The organism is Pantoea brenneri, from assembly GCF_038594305.1.
In the GTDB taxonomy this organism is placed as follows: domain Bacteria; phylum Pseudomonadota; class Gammaproteobacteria; order Enterobacterales; family Enterobacteriaceae; genus Pantoea; species Pantoea brenneri.
In genome coordinates, this window is sequence record NZ_JBCGBG010000001.1 from 986298 (window position 1) to 1003762 (window position 17465).

Sequence of the window (17465 nt, forward strand, 5' to 3'; positions counted from 1 at the left end):
GGCAGGCGGAGAATGGCGATTGTGATGACCCGAGGCCGCAGGTAGAATGCTTGCCGTTTGTCTATCGCGCCCGCGGGTGCCAACTGCAGAGGAAATGACATGCCTTCACCCCACACCGTGACCGCTTCGCCGATTCTGGTGGCGCTTGATTATCACGACATCAACAGCGCGCTGCGCTTTGTCGATCAGATCGATCCGCGCAGCTGCCGGCTGAAAGTGGGCAAAGAGATGTTCACGCTGTTTGGCCCCTCGCTGGTCACCACGTTGCAGCAGCGCGGATTTGAGGTGTTTCTCGATCTTAAATTCCACGACATTCCCAACACCACCGCGCATGCTGTGGCCGCCGCTGCCGATTTGGGCGTATGGATGGTCAATGTCCACGCCAGCGGTGGGGCACGCATGATGAACGCCGCACGTGAAGCGCTGCTACCCTATGGTAAAGAGGCACCGCTGCTGATTGCCGTCACGGTATTGACCAGCATGGATGAAGAGGATTTGAGAGGGCTGGGCATCACGCTCTCGCCAGCCGAACAGGCTGAGCGACTGGCGAAACTGACGCGCGAATGCGGCCTTGATGGTGTGGTCTGTTCAGCGCAGGAGGCGGTCCGCTTCAAACAGGTGATCGGTCAGGATTTTGCCCTGGTCACGCCGGGTATTCGTCCGGCAGGCAGCGATGCCGGCGATCAGCGTCGTATTATGACGCCCCTGCAGGCTAAACAGGCGGGCGTGGATTATATGGTGATCGGCCGTCCGATTACCCAATCTGCCGATCCGGCAGCGGCACTGCAGGCCATTCTGCAAAGCCTGGAGGAGAAGTAATGGCAAATGATAATCCACTGGTTTATTCAACCGACAGCGGCCGCATCACGCAGCCGGAGCAAAAGGCTGAACGGCCAAAAGGTGATGGGATTGTCCGCATTCAGCGCCAGACCAGTGGCCGTAAAGGCAAAGGCGTCTGCCTGATCAGCGGTATCGATATGGATGATGCCGGATTAACGCAACTGGCGGCTGAGCTGAAAAAGAAGTGCGGCTGTGGCGGCTCGCTGAAAGAGGGCGTTATTGAGATTCAGGGCGACAAACGCGACCTGCTGAAAACGCTGCTGGAAGCCAAAGGAATGAAAGTTAAACTGGCGGGCGGCTGAATAAAAAAATCGGGCTACAGAAGTAGCCCGATTGACAGGTAGATGCTTAGCGTAGCCGATTATTATTTTAATACGGTCATTAATGGACCTGATGACCGATAATACCACCTACAGCAGCGCCGCCGACCGTGCCGAGCGCGCTTCCGTTGGTCAGTACTGAACCACCAATCGCACCCGCACCCGCGCCAATCGCGGTGTTACGGTCACGTTTAGACCAGTTAGAACAGCCGCTTAACGCGACAACTAATGTGGTAGCCAGTACAGCAGCGGTGATTCGTTTCATTGTAATTGTCATAACTTCTCCTTTAATGTGCTCACAGAGGCAACACCTTAAGTATAGCTCCGATATTTCCTCAACCCGCTTGTGCGCCCATTATTGCCGCTTCCCTGTCGGCATCGAAACAGGCTTCACCATCGACACACTGTCTGTAGCGGGTGAGTGACAACGCCAGCCCATCAGGACCACGCGTTGCCTGAGAGAATTCTATGCATTCTGCGCCAATTACGAAGATAGACAATTCTGAAATCACGACACATTTTTGCATTCACAGCCATTTCCCTCTGCGTTTATAGCCATTTGCTCCATAACCTTTTCGCGCCGTAATCCGCAGAATTTAAGGACAATTGTCCGCAGGAGAAAAGGCATGCTGGAACAGCTAAAACAACAGGTTCTGGACGCGAATCTGGATCTACCTAAATACAACCTGGTGACCTTCACCTGGGGAAATGTCAGCGCGGTAGACCGCGAACAGGGCTTACTGGTGATCAAACCGTCCGGCGTGCGTTATGAAGAGATGACACGCGACGATATGGTGGTGGTTGAACTGGCCAGCGGCAAGGTGGTGGAAGGCGATAAACGTCCCTCATCTGATACCGCCACTCACCGTGCACTCTATCTGGCGTGGCCGGAGGTCGGCGGTATTGTCCATACCCATTCGCGGCATGCGACCATCTGGGCGCAGGCAGGTCGAGCGATTCCCGCCTGGGGTACCACCCATGCCGATGACTTCTACGGCGAGATCCCCTGTACCCGCGCGATGCGCGATGAAGAGATCCAGCAGCAGTATGAGTGGAATACCGGTGAAGTGATTATTGAAACCTTCGCCCAGCGGGGCCTGTCACCTTCAGCGATACCGGCGGTGCTGGTCAATTCGCACGGTCCCTTTGCCTGGGGTAAAGATGCACATGCGGCGGTACACAGTGCGGTGGTGCTGGAAGAGGTGGCCTACATGGGGCTGTTCAGCCAGCAGCTGACGGCAAATCTGCCACCGATCCAGCAAACCCTGCTGGACCTGCACTACTTACGTAAGCATGGCGACAACGCCTGGTACGGTCAGAAATAATCGTCGGGACGCCAGCAGCGTCCCGTTTTTTTGTTCCCGCCACAACTGGTATGGCGATCGTGATCATACTTATCAAAACAATCGATCAATAAAAATAAAACGCTGTTTCATTTTATCGTGGCGATCACTGTTTTCGTTACGCCCAGTCACTATTTTGCTTGCATCGCCTTCGGGCACTTTTCGCAGCTCCCACTGGCATAGCAAAGGTGACATTAATATGCATATCAAACGTGCAATAGACAAAATCCCTGGCGGCATGATGTTAATTCCGCTGTTTATCGGCGCGCTCTGTCATACCTTCTCTCCCGGTGCCGGGAAATACTTTGGCTCTTTCACCAACGGCTTAATGACCGGTACCGTACCGATTCTGGCGGTGTGGTTTTTCTGTATGGGGGCGTCGATCAAGCTGAGCGCCACCGGCACGGTGTTACGCAAGTCCGGCACGCTGGTGCTGACCAAAATTGCTGTGGCGTGGGTAGTCGCGGCCATTGCGTCACGGGTAATGCCGGAAAACGGGGTTGAAGTCGGTATGTTTGCCGGTTTATCCACCCTGGCGCTGGTGGCGGCGATGGATATGACCAACGGCGGACTTTACGCGTCGATCATGCAGCAATACGGTTCGAAAGAGGAATCAGGCGCCTTTGTGCTGATGTCGCTTGAATCCGGTCCGCTGATGACCATGGTGATTCTCGGGACGGCAGGAATTGCTTCATTCGAGCCGCATGTGTTTGTCGGAGCAGTGCTGCCGTTTGTGGTGGGATTTGCATTAGGGAACCTTGATCCTGAACTGCGTGAATTCTTCGGTAAAGCGGTGCATACCCTGATCCCGTTCTTCGCGTTTGCGCTGGGTAATACCATCAATCTGGCGGTGATCGCCGAAACCGGCCTGCTGGGCATTATGCTGGGCGTGGCGGTGATCATCATTACCGGCATCCCGCTGATTCTCGCCGATCGACTGATCGGCGGCGGTGACGGCACGGCGGGCGTGGCCGCGTCCAGTACCGCCGGGGCAGCAGTAGCGACACCGGTGCTGATTGCGGAAATGCTGCCGCAGTTTAAAGCGGTTGCGCCGGCGGCAACGGCACTGGTGGCGACCTCGGTGATCGTCACTTCGGTACTGGTGCCAATCATTACCGCACTCTATTCAAAACGCGTTAAGCGTATGCATGTCGCCATCGATCAACGCGCTGCCATTAAGTAACCCGCCTAATCAATCCCCGACAGCTCTGTCGGGGATCACTCTGGATTTTGTGTTGTAAATCAATCTCTCATTTGGTCTGGACTCACTCTGCATTACGCTGATGTGGCGTATTAAGCGCATCAAATATAAACAGAGGATGAGACAATGACAGTTATTAACCAAGCAACGTGCAGATTATTTACCGAAGTCGGTAACACCACCCAGTTAGTCGCCTATTACGAGGAAGGACGACGCACCATGTGGATGATGCTGCGCGCTCAGCCGCGTCCCAGCTTCAACCACGAACTGATTGAGGAGATCATGAACCTGAGCTATGCCGCGCAGCGTTCCGGCCTGCCAATCGATTTCTGGGTGACGGGCTCGCTGGTTCCACAGATGTTTAACGCCGGAGGCGATCTGCGCTTCTTTGTTGAGTGCATCCGTAATAACCGGCGCGAAGCACTGCGGGCTTATGCCCGGGCCTGTGTTGACTGTATCCATTCAGCAGCACGCGGCTTTGACACCGGCGCGGTCACGCTGGCGATGATTGAGGGCAGTGCGCTGGGCGGTGGCTTTGAAGCTGCGCTGGCGCACCACTTTATTCTGGCGCAGAACAACGCGCGGATGGGCTTCCCGGAAATTGCCTTTAACCTGTTCCCGGGAATGGGCGGTTATTCGCTGGTGGCACGTCGTGCCGGCATGAAGCTGGCCGAAGAGCTGATCTGTGAAGGGGAGTCGCACAGCGCGGAATGGTACGAAACACGCGGTCTGGTGGATAAAGTATTTCAGCCTGGTGACAGCTATCGCGCCACCCGAACCTTTATCGATACCTTACGTCCGAAACTCAACGGCGTGCGGGCAATGCTGAAAGCACGTCAGCGCGTGCTGCAATTGTCACGCGCTGAGCTGATGGACATTACCGAAGATTGGGTTGATTACGCCTTTACTATTGAACCCAAAGACATTGCTTATATGGAACGTCTGGTACAGTTACAAAACCGCCACAGCGCATCACTGCGTAAAGCGGGCTAGTAATTAACAGCGTTAAACGCGGGCAGGATGCTTAGCCAGCCAATGCCCAAATTGCTCCGCGGGCATTGGTTTTGCGTAGAGATAGCCCTGACGCCCGTCAACACCACTTTTAAGGATAAATTTCTCTTCATCCTGGGTTTCAATACCCTCGGCAATCACCTGCAGGTCAAGCGCCTTGGCGACGGCGACGATGGCACGCACCAGCGATTGTGAAACCGGCTGCTTATTGATATTACGGATAAAACTTTGATCGAGCTTAATGGCGTTAATCGGCACACGCGCCAGTTGTGACAGCGAAGAGTAGCCGGTACCAAAGTCATCGAGATGCACCTGAGCCCCCAAATCCTGAAACTGCTTCATCAGCTTCAGCGCTTCGGTCTCATTTTCGATCAGGCAACTTTCGGTCAGTTCAATATCGATCGGGCAATCGGTCAGACCGGCCTCGGTCAGCGCCTGTTTCAAATCGCTGTAGATACTTTGATCGATCAGCTGGCGGGCAGAGACGTTGACTGCCACCCGCAGATACACGCCGTCCTGACGCCAGGCGATAATCTGCTTCAGCACGTTAAGCATCACCCAGCGACCCAGCGGCACAATCAGCCCAGACTCTTCGGCGTAGGGAATAAAATCGCCCGGCGAGACCATCCCGCGCTCCGGTGAAATCCAGCGCACCAGCGCTTCGGCGCTGCGCACGTTGCCGTCACTGTCGATTTTCGGCTGGTAGTGGACAATGAGGTGATCCAGCTCCAGCGCTTTACGCAGGTTAGTGTCGAGCCACAGATACTCAAACACCCGCTGATTCATCTCAGCCGCAAACACACAAAATTTGCCGCGGCCGTTCTCTTTAGCATGGTACATCGCGGTGTCGGCGTTGCGGATCAGGCTCTCGCGATCCTCGCCATGCATCGGGGCGAGGGCGATACCGATCGAGCAGCCGCTGTAGACTTCAATCAGCCCAATGCGGAACGGCTGACGCAGACGCTCGAGGATGCGGGAAGACATCGCCTCCAGCGCCGCCTGGCTGGTGTGTTCTGCCAGCACCACAAATTCATCACCGCCCAGGCGACCCAGCGTCTGATCTTTGCCGAGGCAGCTCAGGATCGCCAGCGACACAGCCTGCAACAGCTGATCGCCAAACATATGACCGTAGGCGTCATTCACTTTCTTGAAATTATCGAGATCGAGATAGACCACGCCGGTCTCATCGCCGCCAGCTTGCTCCAGCGCCTGACTCATTTGCTGATGAATCGCGTTACGATTGGGTAATCCGGTCACCGTATCGGTGTTGGCCAGCACCCGCAGGCGTTCCTGGGCGCGACGCTCCTCGGTTATGTCCGTGCCTGAACAGATGAGGAAAATTTCATTTTTGCCACTGCCGCTGTGAACGAACTTATTACGAAACAAGAACAGTCGCTGGCCTTTTCTGGTTTTCACCCAGCGCTCGACCTCATAGGAGTTACCATCCCGGAAGAAGCCGGCAATGTTACGTCGCGAGGCCGCAGCTTCCTGTTTGGTCATAAACAGCTGAAAGACATTCTGGCCAATCACCTCATGTTCGTTCAGACCGGTATATTCTTCACTCAGGCGGTTAAAACGCTGGATGTTGCCACGCTGGTCGAGAATGACGATCACCGAATTGGCTTCCGAAACCACCTGTTCGGCGAATGAAAGCCCTAATGTCAAATCACGGGCAACCGCGGCGGTATCGCCCCAGGCAGAGGCGGTTCCGGCCCACGAAGATTGGTTAACTTTGCGGCCGACCAGATGCAACGGTACCGCAACACCCTGCAACGGCAGCGTCAGATTAATACTTGAGGTGATGACCGGCATGGCCCGTATCATCGCAGCCTGGCCGGGGGTTAGCGGCAGGGCTATATTGGTTAGTGACGACTCATCTTCGGCAAAATTCAGCGCATCGCTGTCCGCGGTCAGACGCCAATGAGGGCTGGTTGTACCAAACAAGGTGTACAACAACGTTTGCCCTTGTTCATCGGTCATGGAAACTTCCTCCGGGGAGTGCTCTGCAGGCGTTATCTCATTATTTTAGCAACAGTATTCATCATCCGACGTTAGCACAAGGTACAAACCAAATATATTTTGCTATCAAGATATGAATGGCACAAAAAAGCCCCACTTCCGTGGGGCTTATTACGTTCATCAGCAGGGACATTTTCCGAGCTTACCGGCCTGGCTGGGGAAGCGGGCATCCAGACAGTAGCGGTGGAAATCACGCTCATTCATCGGCGTCTGTTCAGGGTGATGCAGTCGCATATGCTGCAGGTATGTTTGATAATCCTGCACCCCGACCATTAAGCGAAAGCACTGTTGCAGCCCTCGCCACAGGCTCCGCCAGCGAAAGGGCACCGCCTCGCGGGCCGTAACAAACTGGCAGCGATGGATCTGCCACTCGCCCTGCGGACGACGCACCGGATGAATCGCATCAGACATGACGCACCTCCTTATTACGCAGCGCAACCGTCGATTCATGCGTGGTCGGCAGGTTACTGCGCAATGCCTTGCGGATAACAAAGAAGGCGGCAATCAGCATCGTCACCGCCACCAGCATAAAGAAGCCGCACAGCGCCGCATTGATCTGATTGCTGAAGACGATGGTCTGCATATCGGCCACGGTTTTCGCCGGGGCAATCAATACGCCTTCATCCAGCCCTTTTCGGAACTTACTGGCCTGCGCCAGAAAGCCGATTGACGGTTTTTCATGGAAGATTTTCTGCCAGCCGGCGGTCATTGAGGTAATGAACAGCCAGAGGGTTGGCAGGATGGTGACCCAGGCGTAGCGTTGTTTTTTCATTTTGAACAACACCACGGTACCGAGGATCAGCGCCATTGAGGCCAGCATCTGGTTTCCGATACCAAACAGCGGCCACAGGGTGTTAATGCCGCCCAGCGGATCGACCACGCCCTGATAGACAAAGAAGCCCCAGCCCGCCACCGCGACCGTGGTACCGGCCATGTTACCGAGCCAGGAGCGGTTATTCGCCAGTGAAGGCACCACGGTGCCGACCAGATCCTGCACCATAAAACGGCAGGCGCGGGTACCGGCATCGACGGCAGTCAGGATAAACAGCGCTTCAAACAGGATGGCGAAGTGGTACCAGAACGCCATCATCGCCCGGCTGTTGAAAATGTCGGTAATGATGTGTGCCATCCCGACGGCAAAGGTTGGTGCACCACCGGCACGTGAGAGGATAGAGCCTTCCCCCACGTCGCGGGCAATGCCGCTCAGCATCTCTGGCGTCACCACAAAGCCCCAGCCGTTGATCACCTGCGAGGCGCTCTCAACGGTGGTGCCAATCAGCGCAGCCGGTGAGTTCATGGCGAAATAGACGCCGGGGTCCAGCACCGAGGCGCAAATCAGCGCCATGATCGCCACGAATGACTCCATCAGCATCGCTCCGTAACCAATGAAGCGGATATGGCTTTCACGCTCCACCAGTTTCGGCGTGGTGCCGCTCGACACCAGCGCATGAAAGCCGGAGATGGCACCACAGGCAATCGTGATAAACAGGAACGGGAACATTGCGCCGGAGAAGACCGGGCCGCTGCCGTCGATAAATTTGGTCACCGCCGGCATTTTCATCTCTGGCATGGCAAACACGATGCCAATCGCCAGTCCGACAATGACGCCAATTTTAAGGAAGGTAGACAGGTAATCACGCGGGGCCAGCAGCAGCCAGACCGGCAGGACCGAGGCAATGAAGCCGTAAATCACCAGTACCCAGGTGAGCGAAGTGCCTTTCAGGGTGAAAAACGGTCCCCAGTAAGGATGCTGCGCCACGTCACCGCCATAGATGATCGCCGCCATCATCAGCACAAAACCGATCAGCGACACTTCAGCGATTTTTCCGGGGCGGATAAAGCGCATATAAACGCCCATAAACAGCGCGATAGGAATGGTGGCGGCGATGGTAAACAGGCCCCAGGGGCTGTTGGCTAACGCCTTGACCACCACCAGCGCCAGCGCCGAAAGAATGATGATCATCACGCCGAGCGCGCCAAGCATGGTGACCACACCGGCAAAGGCACCCAGTTCCTGACGGGCCATTTCACCCAGCGAGCGGCCATCGCGGCGGGTAGAAATAAACAGGATCAGGAAGTCCTGTACCGCACCCGCCAGCATCACCCCGACCAGAATCCAGATGGTGCCGGGCAGGAACCCCATTTGTGCCGCCAGGATCGGCCCGACCAGCGGACCGGCACCGGCAATGGCCGCGAAGTGGTGACCAAACAGCACCCACTTGTTGGTTGGCACATAATCGAGACCGTCATTCAGCCGCTCGGCGGGCGTCAGACGGCGGTCATCCAGTTCAAAAATATTGCGGGCAATAAACAGGCTGTAAAAGCGATAGGCGATGCTGTAGCAGGCAACCGCCGCAATCACCAGCCAGACTGCGTTGACGTGTTCGCCGCGGCTGAGTGCCAGCATAGCGAAAGCGCCCGCGCCGATTAACGCCACCACTAACCAGATCGCGCCGGTTTTGACGTTTTTCATGACTAACTCCTTGTGAGGATCGAGAGAGATGCGATCGAAAACAACGAGTCAAACTTAATGTAATGGAATGTAAGTGAAAGTTAATCGAGGAAGAAGTGTGAAGCGGGGTACAAATTTAACATTTTTGCAAAGCAGAGGCGGTGGGAAGTGACGGGATAACCAGCGTTATCCCGTCAGATTTCAGACTTAAACGGCGGGGCGAGCTACTACGCTACGAGTTTCCATCCGGACTTCCGCGATGGTCACGTCGATAACGTCAGTGACGCGGTAAACCACTTCGCCTTTGATCTGCACGGTGCCATTTTCCTGGCTGCAGACCAGTTCATCACGTACCGCGTGGATGAACGGGGCCGGGATAAACGCGACCGCACCGAACTCCAGCAGGCGTACCCGCATGCCGCCGCGCGACACGTCGATGATCTCGGCGCTGAAACGACGGTCGGTAGCCGCGAACGGTGCCAGATAGCGGGCATAGAGCCAGTCACCAACATCGCGCTCGGCCATGCGGTTAAGGCGACGACGTTCACTCATGGTGACGGTCAGCGCCTCATCCGGACGGGCGATCTGCTCGCCGCGAATGATCGCCTTCAGCAGACGATGGTTGATCATATCGCCAAACTTACGGATCGGTGAGGTCCAGGTGGCGTAGGCTTCAAGGCCGAGACCAAAATGCGGGCCCGGTTCGGTGCTGATCTCAGCAAAGGTCTGGAAGCGACGGATGCGGCTGTCGAGGAACTGCGTCGGCTGGGCATCCAGCTCGCGGCGCAGCACGCGGAAACCTTCCAGCGTGGTAATCGCCTGCGCATCCACGCTGATACCGTGGTTCGCCAGCACGGCGGCTGCCTGTTCGGCGTTAGTGCTATCGAAACCGGCATGAACGTTATAGATACCAAACCCGAGCGTGTCACGCAGCACTTTAGCCGCGCAGACGTTAGCCAGAATCATCGACTCTTCAACGATACGGTTGGCGATACGGCGAGGTTCAGCCACGATCTCCAGCACTTCGCCTTTCTCACCCAGCAGGAAGCGGTAGTCAGGACGATCTTTGAACACCAGTGCATGGGTCTGACGCCATTCACTGCGTGCCAGACAGAAACGGTGCAGCAGGCGGATTTGCTCAGCAATCGCCTCGCTTTCCGGCTGCCATTCACCGCTGTTTTCCAGCCAGTCAGAAACGTCGTCGTAGGCCAGTTTAGCTTTGGACTCGATCCAGGCAGCAAAGAACTGCGGATCATCAGTCAGGCTGCCATCCGCAGCGACAGTGACGCGGCAGGCCAGCGCCGGACGGCGCGCATGCGGACGCAGCGAGCAGACGTCATCAGAAAGCTGACGCGGCAGCATCGGAATATTAAAGCCCGGCAGATAGTTGGTGAAGGCACGCTGCGCCGCCAGTTTATCCAGCTGGCTGCCTTCCGCCACGTAGGCGGTGGGATCGGCGATAGCCACGGTCAGGCGCAGCGCGCCATCTTCCAGCGCTTCAACGTAGAGCGCATCATCCATATCTTCGGTGCTGGCGCTGTCGATGGTGACGAAATCCAGCGCGGTCAGATCTTCACGCGTCAGGTTTTCATCCAGCATTTCGCCAAAGCTGACATCAGGCGCTTCACGCTCAAGGTTATGACGCGACAGCGTCACCCACCATGGCGCGAGGTGATCGTCAGCTTTGACAATGAAATCGGTCAGTTCGGCATAAAAACCGCGATCGCCTTTCAGCGGGTGGCGGCGCATCTCCGCCACTGCCCAGTCGCCATTTTCAAACTCATGCGTCAGTCCACGCACCGGACGGCACTGAATGGCGTCCTTCAGCAGTGGATGATCCGGCACGATGGAGAGGCGATCGTCTTTTTTCTGTACCCGGCCAACAAAGCGGCTCAGGAACGGCTCAACCAGCGTTTCTGGCTCAGCGCTTTCACGATCTTTATCGCTGTTGATCACGGCGACGATACGGTCACCGTGCATCACTTTTTTCATCTGCGGCGGCGGGATGAAGTAGCTTTTTTGTGCATCGACTTCCAGGAAGCCGAAGCCTTTTTCGGTGCCTTTAACAACGCCTTCAGCGCGAGGCGTTTGCGAGTGGAGCTTCTCTTTCAGCTGCGCGAGCAGCGGGTTATCCTGGAACATAATTTTTACGTTTCGTGGCCTGATTGCGGCTGACAGTTTTACGCGAATCGACGCCGCGCGGCAAGGCAAAAAGCCGGACAGGCCGGCTTTTTAGGGGTGGAGACCTGACCGCGATCAGGCGATGCGTTGGTCGGCCAGCGCCGACGACAGTTCAAGTTTAACCGGCACCGATTTCGAGGTCGGCGTACCGCTGTCATCGCCAAAGCTGTTCAGCGGCACCAGCGGGTTAGTTTCCGGATAGTAAGCCGCCAGATTACCGCGCGGAATATTGTACGGCACCAGTTTGAATCCGCTGACGCGGCGGGTGATGCCATCATTCCACAGGGTTTCAATATCGACATTCTGGCCTTCCGTGAAGCCTAAATCCGCCATGTCGTCCGGGTTGATAAACACCACTTCACGCTGACCAAACACGCCACGATAACGGTCATCAAGGCCGTAAATGGTGGTGTTGTACTGATCGTGTGAACGCAGGGTCTGCAGGGTGAATGGCACTTCCTGATCCAGATTCGGGAACAGCGAGGCCGGCAGAGCCGCGGCGCTGAACTCGGCTTTACCACTGGCGGTATTGAAACGCAGTTCCGCTGCCGCATTACCGAGGTAGAAGCCGCCCGGGATATCGCATTTAGCGTTAAAGTCAGCAAAGCCTGGAATGGTGGCCGCGATGTGTTCGCGGATCAGGTTGTAATCGCCTGCCAGCTCCAGCCATTTCACTTTCTCATCACCCAGCACCGCATGGGCGATACCGGCCACAATCGCAGTTTCAGAACGCTGAGTCTCTGCCAGCGGAATACCAATCCCTTCAGAGGCGTGCACCATACTGAATGAATCTTCCACCGTGATGAACTGGTTGCCGGTGGCCTGACGGTCGCGCTCGGTACGGCCCAGCGTCGGCAGGATCAGCCCTTCGTGACCCGGCACCAGATGGCTGCGGTTCAGTTTGGTGCTGATGTGAACCGTCAGTCCACAGCGTGACAGCGCTTCTTCAGTACGCGGCGAGTCCGGCGCAGCGGCGGCCAGGTTGCCTCCCAGCGCGATCAGCACTTTTACTTCATCACGCAGCATCGCATTCAGCGCTTCAACGGTGTTGTGGCCGTGCGCGCGTGGCGGTTCAAAGTTGAAGTGGTTACCCAGCGCATCAAGAAACGCCTGAGACGGCTTCTCATCAATCCCCATGGTGCGGTTGCCCTGCACGTTACTGTGACCACGAACCGGACACAGGCCTGCGCCTTTTTTGCCCAGCTGGCCGAACAGCAGCTGCAGGTTAGTGATTTCACGCACCGTATCAACCGAATGCTTATGCTGGGTAATGCCCATCGCCCAGGTGCAAATCACCCGGTCGGCACTCTGATAAATCGCCGCCGCTTCGCGGATTTGTGCCTGGGTCAGCCCCGACTGCGCCACAATCTGCATCCAGTCGGTGTTATCAACCGCCTCAATATAGGCTTCGATGCCGTTGGTTTTGGCATTGATAAAGGTCTGATCGAACAGGCCGCTTTCACCGGCGGCCAGCCGGGCGCGATGGGTCTCCAGCAGGCATTTCACCATGCCGCGCACCGCGGCCATATCGCCACCGAGGTTAGGCTGGTAGTAAGAGGAGCTGATGGTACCTGCCATTGAGGTCACCACTTCCAGCGGTTTTTGCGGGTCGGCAAAACGTTCCAGACCGCGCTCACGCAGGGTATTAAAGGTGACAATTTTCGCGCCGTGATCGGCGGCATGACGCAGGCTGTGCAGCATGCGCGGATGGTTAGTGCCGGGGTTCTGACCGAAGACGAAAATGGCATCCGCATGGTCAAAATCATCCAGACGAATGGTGCCTTTGCCTACGCCGATACTGCGCTTCAGGCCGGTCCCGCTCGCTTCATGGCACATATTAGAGCAGTCAGGGAAGTTGTTGGTGCCCATCAGGCGGCCAAACAGCTGATAGAGCCACGACGCTTCATTACTGGCGCGACCGGAAGTGTAGAGCTCCATCTGGTCCGGGTTGTCCATCGCCTTAATGTGACGGGCGATCAGCGCAAACGCATCATCCCAGCTAATCGGCTCATAGTGGTCGGTTTCGGCGTTGTAGCGCAGCGGATGGGTCAGACGACCCTGATATTCAAGAAAATAGTCGCTCTGGGTATAGAGCGCGGTGACGCTGTGACGGGCAAAGAATTCACTGTCGACCACCCGGCGGGTCGCTTCCCAGGTCACCGCTTTGGCGCCGTTTTCGCAGAAGCTGAAGGTGCTTTTATTGTCATCACCCCAGGCGCAGCCCGGACAGTCAAAACCGCGAGCTTTATTCATGCGCATCAGGTTGCGCATATTTTTCAGGGCCGCTTTGCTGTCAAGAACGAAACGCGTGGTGGCTTCCAGTGAACCCCAGCCGCCCGCAGCCGCGCGATAGGGTTTGATTTGGCGTTTAAATTTCATATTGAGTGCAGGCTTTTTTATAGTAGGAAGTATTGTAGATAGTTTGTTATCAGGTTATGGCCTGATGGTGAAGGGGAGTGTGCAATTATCATCAAACCTTGTCTAATTGATTGACTTAATGGTGCGATAGCTGCTGTTTATCATGCATCGGCCAGAATTGTGATGCTGGTCAAATTTTACCCGCTTGTAACCTGCCGATAACGGGAGTTCTTATCACAACGCGCTAATACTTGCTGTTCATAACAGAAGAGGGCGCGACTCGATGAAACAGCTGACCAGCCAGATTCATGCGTTCGGCAAAGCGTTAATGATGCCAATCTCGGTGATCGCCGCGGCGGGGATCTTTCTCGGGCTGGCGGCAGCAATGCAAAACCCGGCAGTCACCGGCGATGCCTTTGCACAGATGCAGGTGCCACAGTTAATTATCGGCTTTATTCGTAAGGTGGCGGGGGCGTTGTTCGCGAACCTGCCGGTGTTCTTTGCGGTTGCCAGCGCCATCGGACTGGCTAAAGCGGAAAAGCCGACCGCCGCCTTTGCCGCCGTTATCGGCTATATCGCCATGAACGTCGGCATTAACGCCACGCTGGCGGCCAAAGGCATCACGGCGGCCACCACCACGCCGCAGGCGTTACAGCAGGCCGGCCTGGACCAGACCACTGCCATGATGACCTCAGCGGAATATATCGAGATGCTGGGCGTCTTCACCTACAACATGAGCGTGCTGGGCGGGGTGATTGCCGGGCTGGCGACGGTAGCGCTGCATAATCGCTTCTATACCCAGCAGCTGCCGACCGCGATCAGTTTCTTCGGCGGGCGACGCTTTGTGCCAATCGTCACCGTGGTCTGTCTGCCGCTGATTGGAGTGCTGCTGGCAATGATCTGGCCGACCATCGGCAACGGCATTGCGTGGATTGGCCAGATGATCGGCAAAAGCGGCCAGTACGGCGCTTTTCTGCTCGGGGCGTTTGAACGCATCCTGATCCCCACCGGCCTGCACCATATCCTCAATGAAACCGTGCGCTTTACGCCGATTGGCGGTATGGCGATTGTTGACGGACAGACCATCGTTGGCGCGCTGAATATCTTCAACAGTTCACTGACCCATCCGGGGCTGATCCCGGACGATACGCTGCGCACCGCCACCCAGTTTCTGGCGCAGGGCAAAATTCCGGTGATGATGTTTGGTCTGCCGGCGGCCGCGCTGGCGATCTATCACACTGCGCGGCCTGAGCATAAGCAGCGGGTGAAGGCGCTGGTGCTGGCCGGGGCGTTAACCTCGTTTACTACCGGGATCACCGAACCGCTGGAGTTCTGTTTTATCTTCGTTTCGCCGGTGCTTTATCTGCTGCACGCGTTTCTTACCGGGCTGTCGTTTATGCTGATGTCGATGCTGCATCTGATGATCGGCAACGTGCAGGGCGGCATCATCGATCTGGTGGTATTCGGCGTGCTGGGCGGTGCGAAAACCCACTGGTGGTGGACGCTGGCGCTGGGAGTGATTTATGCGCCTGTCTACTATTACGCCTTCCGCCTGGTGATCACCCGGATGAACGTTGAAACGCCGGGACGGGAAACGGATGATGAGAAACCGCAGCAGGTGTCGGGTGACGAACGCACCCAGGTGATCATCAGCGGGCTGGGCGGACAGGCCAATATCGAGGATGTCGATTGCTGCTTTACCCGGCTGCGGGTGCGGGTAAAAGATATGAAAGAGGTGGTCGATCAAACCCTGATGAGCACCGGTGCCAACGGCGTAAACCGCGTCAGCGACAACGACGTGCAGGTGATTTATGGCCCGCAGGTGGAGAAAATCGCCAATCAGGTGAAGATGGCGCTCGGCGTGGCGTAGCGAACCCACGCCGATCAACCGCTTATAGCCCGATCTGATCGGGCTGTAACGCGCTGTTTATGTTTGTAATTATCCGATTACCGTCTGGCTTATTGTAACTAAAAAAAGCCGCGCCCTAATGGGGGGCAATTTCTGGCCGATATAACTCTTCATTCGTTCATTATCCGGAAGTTGCTATGTCACTCAAAAAATCCTCCCTGCTGATCTTTTCTTTTCTGCTGGCGCTGTTTCTCACCAGCGTAGCCATCAGTACCTGGCTACTGATTCAGAGCAATCAGTCGTTAAATGCGGTCAATAAAGAGATCCGCGTGGTGCTGTCGGTCATCGATCCGATTAACCACAGCCGGACGCTGCGCGTGCGTCTGATGGAATACATGAAAGCGATTGAGGGCAGCGAGGCGAATAATCCGGCCACCTTAGAGAGCGTACGGGTCGTTGCCGGCAAAGCCGATGCTGCCTTTGAAGCCTACATGAATGCGCCGCGCCTGCCGGGTGAAGACGCAGAGGCCGATGCCTATCGCCAGGCGTATCTGGCTTACCGCCAGCAGGGACTTCAGCCATTGATTGACGCCGCCGAAGCGCACGATCAGCTGCGGTTTAAAAACCAGATCGCCAACGTGGTGCGGCTGGACCGCCAGTATGAAATCATCCTTGATCGGGTACTGGCCCAGCACGAAGCCTATGCGAAGAAGCTCAATACCGATGCGCAAAGCCATTTCACCTCCGGGATCACCCTGCTGGCGATTTTTGGCGTCCTGTTCTTTGCCATCATCATGGCGATTTATCTGTTCATGAAGCGCTATGTGCTGTCGCCGCTCAACGATGCGCAGGCGCACTGTAAGCTGATAGCGGCCGGTGTTCTTGATAGCACGGTGCCGGTGAAAGCCGGTTCCCGCAGCGAGATCCAGCAGCTGATGGCCTCACTGGAGCAGATGCGTAGCGCCCTGACCGCGATTATCCTGCAGGTCCGTGACTCTACCCGCTCGGTCTCTGGCGCGTCACAGGAGATCGCCGCCGGTAATATCGATCTGGCCTCGCGCACCGAACAACAGGCAGCGGCGCTGACTGAGACTGCCGCCAGCATGGAGCAGCTGGGTGCCACGGTAAAACAGAACACCGAAAACGTGTTTGAAGCCTGCCGCCTGACCAGTGAAGCGGTCAAAAATGCCGAAAGCGGTGAGAAAGTGTCGCAGGAAGTGGTGGTATCGATGGAGCTGATTAATGCCAGCTCGAAGAAGATTGAAGAGATCACTACCGTGATCGACAGCATCGCTTTCCAGACCAACATTCTGGCGCTGAATGCGGCGGTTGAAGCGGCCAGAGCCGGTGAACAGGGGCGCGGTTTTGCGGTGGTGGCCGGCGAGGTGCGTAATCTGGCCCAGCGCAGCGCCGTGGCGGCGAAAGAAATAGAAACGCTGATCGCTGAATCGGTGGCGATTATTCATGCCGGTTCCGATCAGGTCAGCCGCACCGGTGATGCCATGAGCGCCATCATCTCCTCGGTCAGCCGGGTTAATCAGCTGATGGAGCACATCTCCACCGCATCAGACGAACAGAGTCGCGGCATCGGACAGATCGAACAGGCGGTGACTGAGATGGACAGCGTGACGCAGCAGAACGCCGCGCTGGTGCAGGAGTCTGCCGCTGCCTCGGCTTCGCTTGAAGAGCAGGTGCGCTATCTGACACAGTCGGTTTCCACCTTCCGTCTGTCAGCCAGCTAACCGGCAGAGCCGTGCTGGATGCAGGACGGCACTGGCGCGGCGATACTATCGCGGTGGTACTTTAGCAGCGGTTGTATGGCGGCGGTAATCGGACGGCGGCAAGCGAACGACAGATTCTGGCGGTTAGCTGACGCGGCGCAGGGCAAATC

The 17465-nt window shown here is 56.5% G+C and carries 13 protein-coding genes; 7 read left to right on the forward strand and 6 right to left on the reverse strand.

Translation table 11 applies throughout. The features are described 5' to 3' along the window. Positions 1–99: 99 nt before the first annotated feature. Both pyrF and yciH read left to right on the forward strand, forming a co-directional pair. On the forward strand, positions 100–819 hold the full coding sequence (gene pyrF / locus AABB92_RS04515; protein WP_031374548.1) for an orotidine-5'-phosphate decarboxylase: 720 nt from the start codon (positions 100–102) through the stop codon (positions 817–819). Further along, entirely contained in the window at positions 819–1142 is a 324-nt protein-coding gene (gene yciH, locus AABB92_RS04520; RefSeq protein ID WP_031374547.1) for a stress response translation initiation inhibitor YciH, read from the forward strand. Before pyrF ends, yciH begins: the two co-directional genes overlap by 1 nt. A gap of 79 nt (positions 1143–1221) precedes the next feature. Here yciH and osmB read toward each other — a convergent pair whose 3' ends face one another. Beyond that, entirely contained in the window at positions 1222–1437 is a 216-nt protein-coding gene (osmB, locus tag AABB92_RS04525; protein ID WP_031374546.1) for an osmotically-inducible lipoprotein OsmB, read from the reverse strand. A gap of 349 nt (positions 1438–1786) precedes the next feature. On the opposite strand from osmB, the gene araD reads away from it, so the two are divergent. The 3 genes from araD (at position 1787) to AABB92_RS04540 (ending at position 4697) form a co-directional block, all read left to right on the forward strand. Then, positions 1787–2485: an L-ribulose-5-phosphate 4-epimerase gene (araD, locus tag AABB92_RS04530; protein ID WP_031374545.1), complete on the forward strand. Its 699-nt coding sequence runs from the start codon at positions 1787–1789 to the stop codon at positions 2483–2485. A 217-nt stretch (positions 2486–2702) separates the two neighbouring features. Continuing rightward, positions 2703–3686 (forward strand): 2-keto-3-deoxygluconate transporter, encoded by a 984-nt coding sequence (gene kdgT / locus AABB92_RS04535; RefSeq protein ID WP_031374544.1) that lies wholly within the window; start codon positions 2703–2705, stop codon positions 3684–3686. Between the two features lie 144 nt (positions 3687–3830). Beyond that, entirely contained in the window at positions 3831–4697 is an 867-nt protein-coding gene (locus AABB92_RS04540) for a crotonase/enoyl-CoA hydratase family protein (protein WP_031374543.1), read from the forward strand. A gap of 12 nt (positions 4698–4709) precedes the next feature. Here the strand turns inward: AABB92_RS04540 and pdeR are convergent, their stop codons facing one another. The 5 genes from pdeR to AABB92_RS04565 form a co-directional block, all read right to left on the reverse strand. Continuing rightward, complete coding sequence (pdeR, locus tag AABB92_RS04545) at positions 4710–6695, reverse strand: cyclic di-GMP phosphodiesterase (protein ID WP_031374542.1); 1986 nt, start codon at positions 6693–6695, stop codon at positions 4710–4712. A 159-nt stretch (positions 6696–6854) separates the two neighbouring features. Further along, positions 6855–7145, reverse strand: a complete 291-nt coding sequence (locus tag AABB92_RS04550; RefSeq protein ID WP_031374541.1) for a YbdD/YjiX family protein — start codon at positions 7143–7145, stop codon at positions 6855–6857. Continuing rightward, positions 7138–9207 carry a carbon starvation CstA family protein gene (locus AABB92_RS04555; protein WP_031374540.1) on the reverse strand — a complete coding sequence of 690 codons (2070 nt, stop codon included), beginning with the start codon at positions 9205–9207 and terminating at the stop codon, positions 7138–7140. Before AABB92_RS04555 ends, AABB92_RS04550 begins: the two co-directional genes overlap by 8 nt. Positions 9208–9393: 186 nt before the next feature. Next, entirely contained in the window at positions 9394–11328 is a 1935-nt protein-coding gene (locus AABB92_RS04560) for an exoribonuclease II (RefSeq protein ID WP_031374539.1), read from the reverse strand. Positions 11329–11442: 114 nt separating this feature from the next. Then, positions 11443–13746 carry an FdhF/YdeP family oxidoreductase gene (locus tag AABB92_RS04565; RefSeq protein ID WP_046288289.1) on the reverse strand — a complete coding sequence of 768 codons (2304 nt, stop codon included), beginning with the start codon at positions 13744–13746 and terminating at the stop codon, positions 11443–11445. 262 nt (positions 13747–14008) lie between these two features. Between AABB92_RS04565 and AABB92_RS04570 the strand changes: the two genes are divergently transcribed. Both AABB92_RS04570 and AABB92_RS04575 read left to right on the forward strand, forming a co-directional pair. Further along, the gene (locus AABB92_RS04570; protein WP_046288290.1) at positions 14009–15595 is read left to right on the forward strand and encodes a PTS transporter subunit EIIC; all 1587 of its coding nucleotides are present in this window, start codon (positions 14009–14011) and stop codon (positions 15593–15595) included. A 176-nt stretch (positions 15596–15771) separates the two neighbouring features. Continuing rightward, positions 15772–17316, forward strand: coding sequence for a methyl-accepting chemotaxis protein (locus tag AABB92_RS04575; protein WP_031374538.1), 1545 nt, complete (start codon positions 15772–15774; stop codon positions 17314–17316). Positions 17317–17465: the final 149 nt, after the last annotated feature.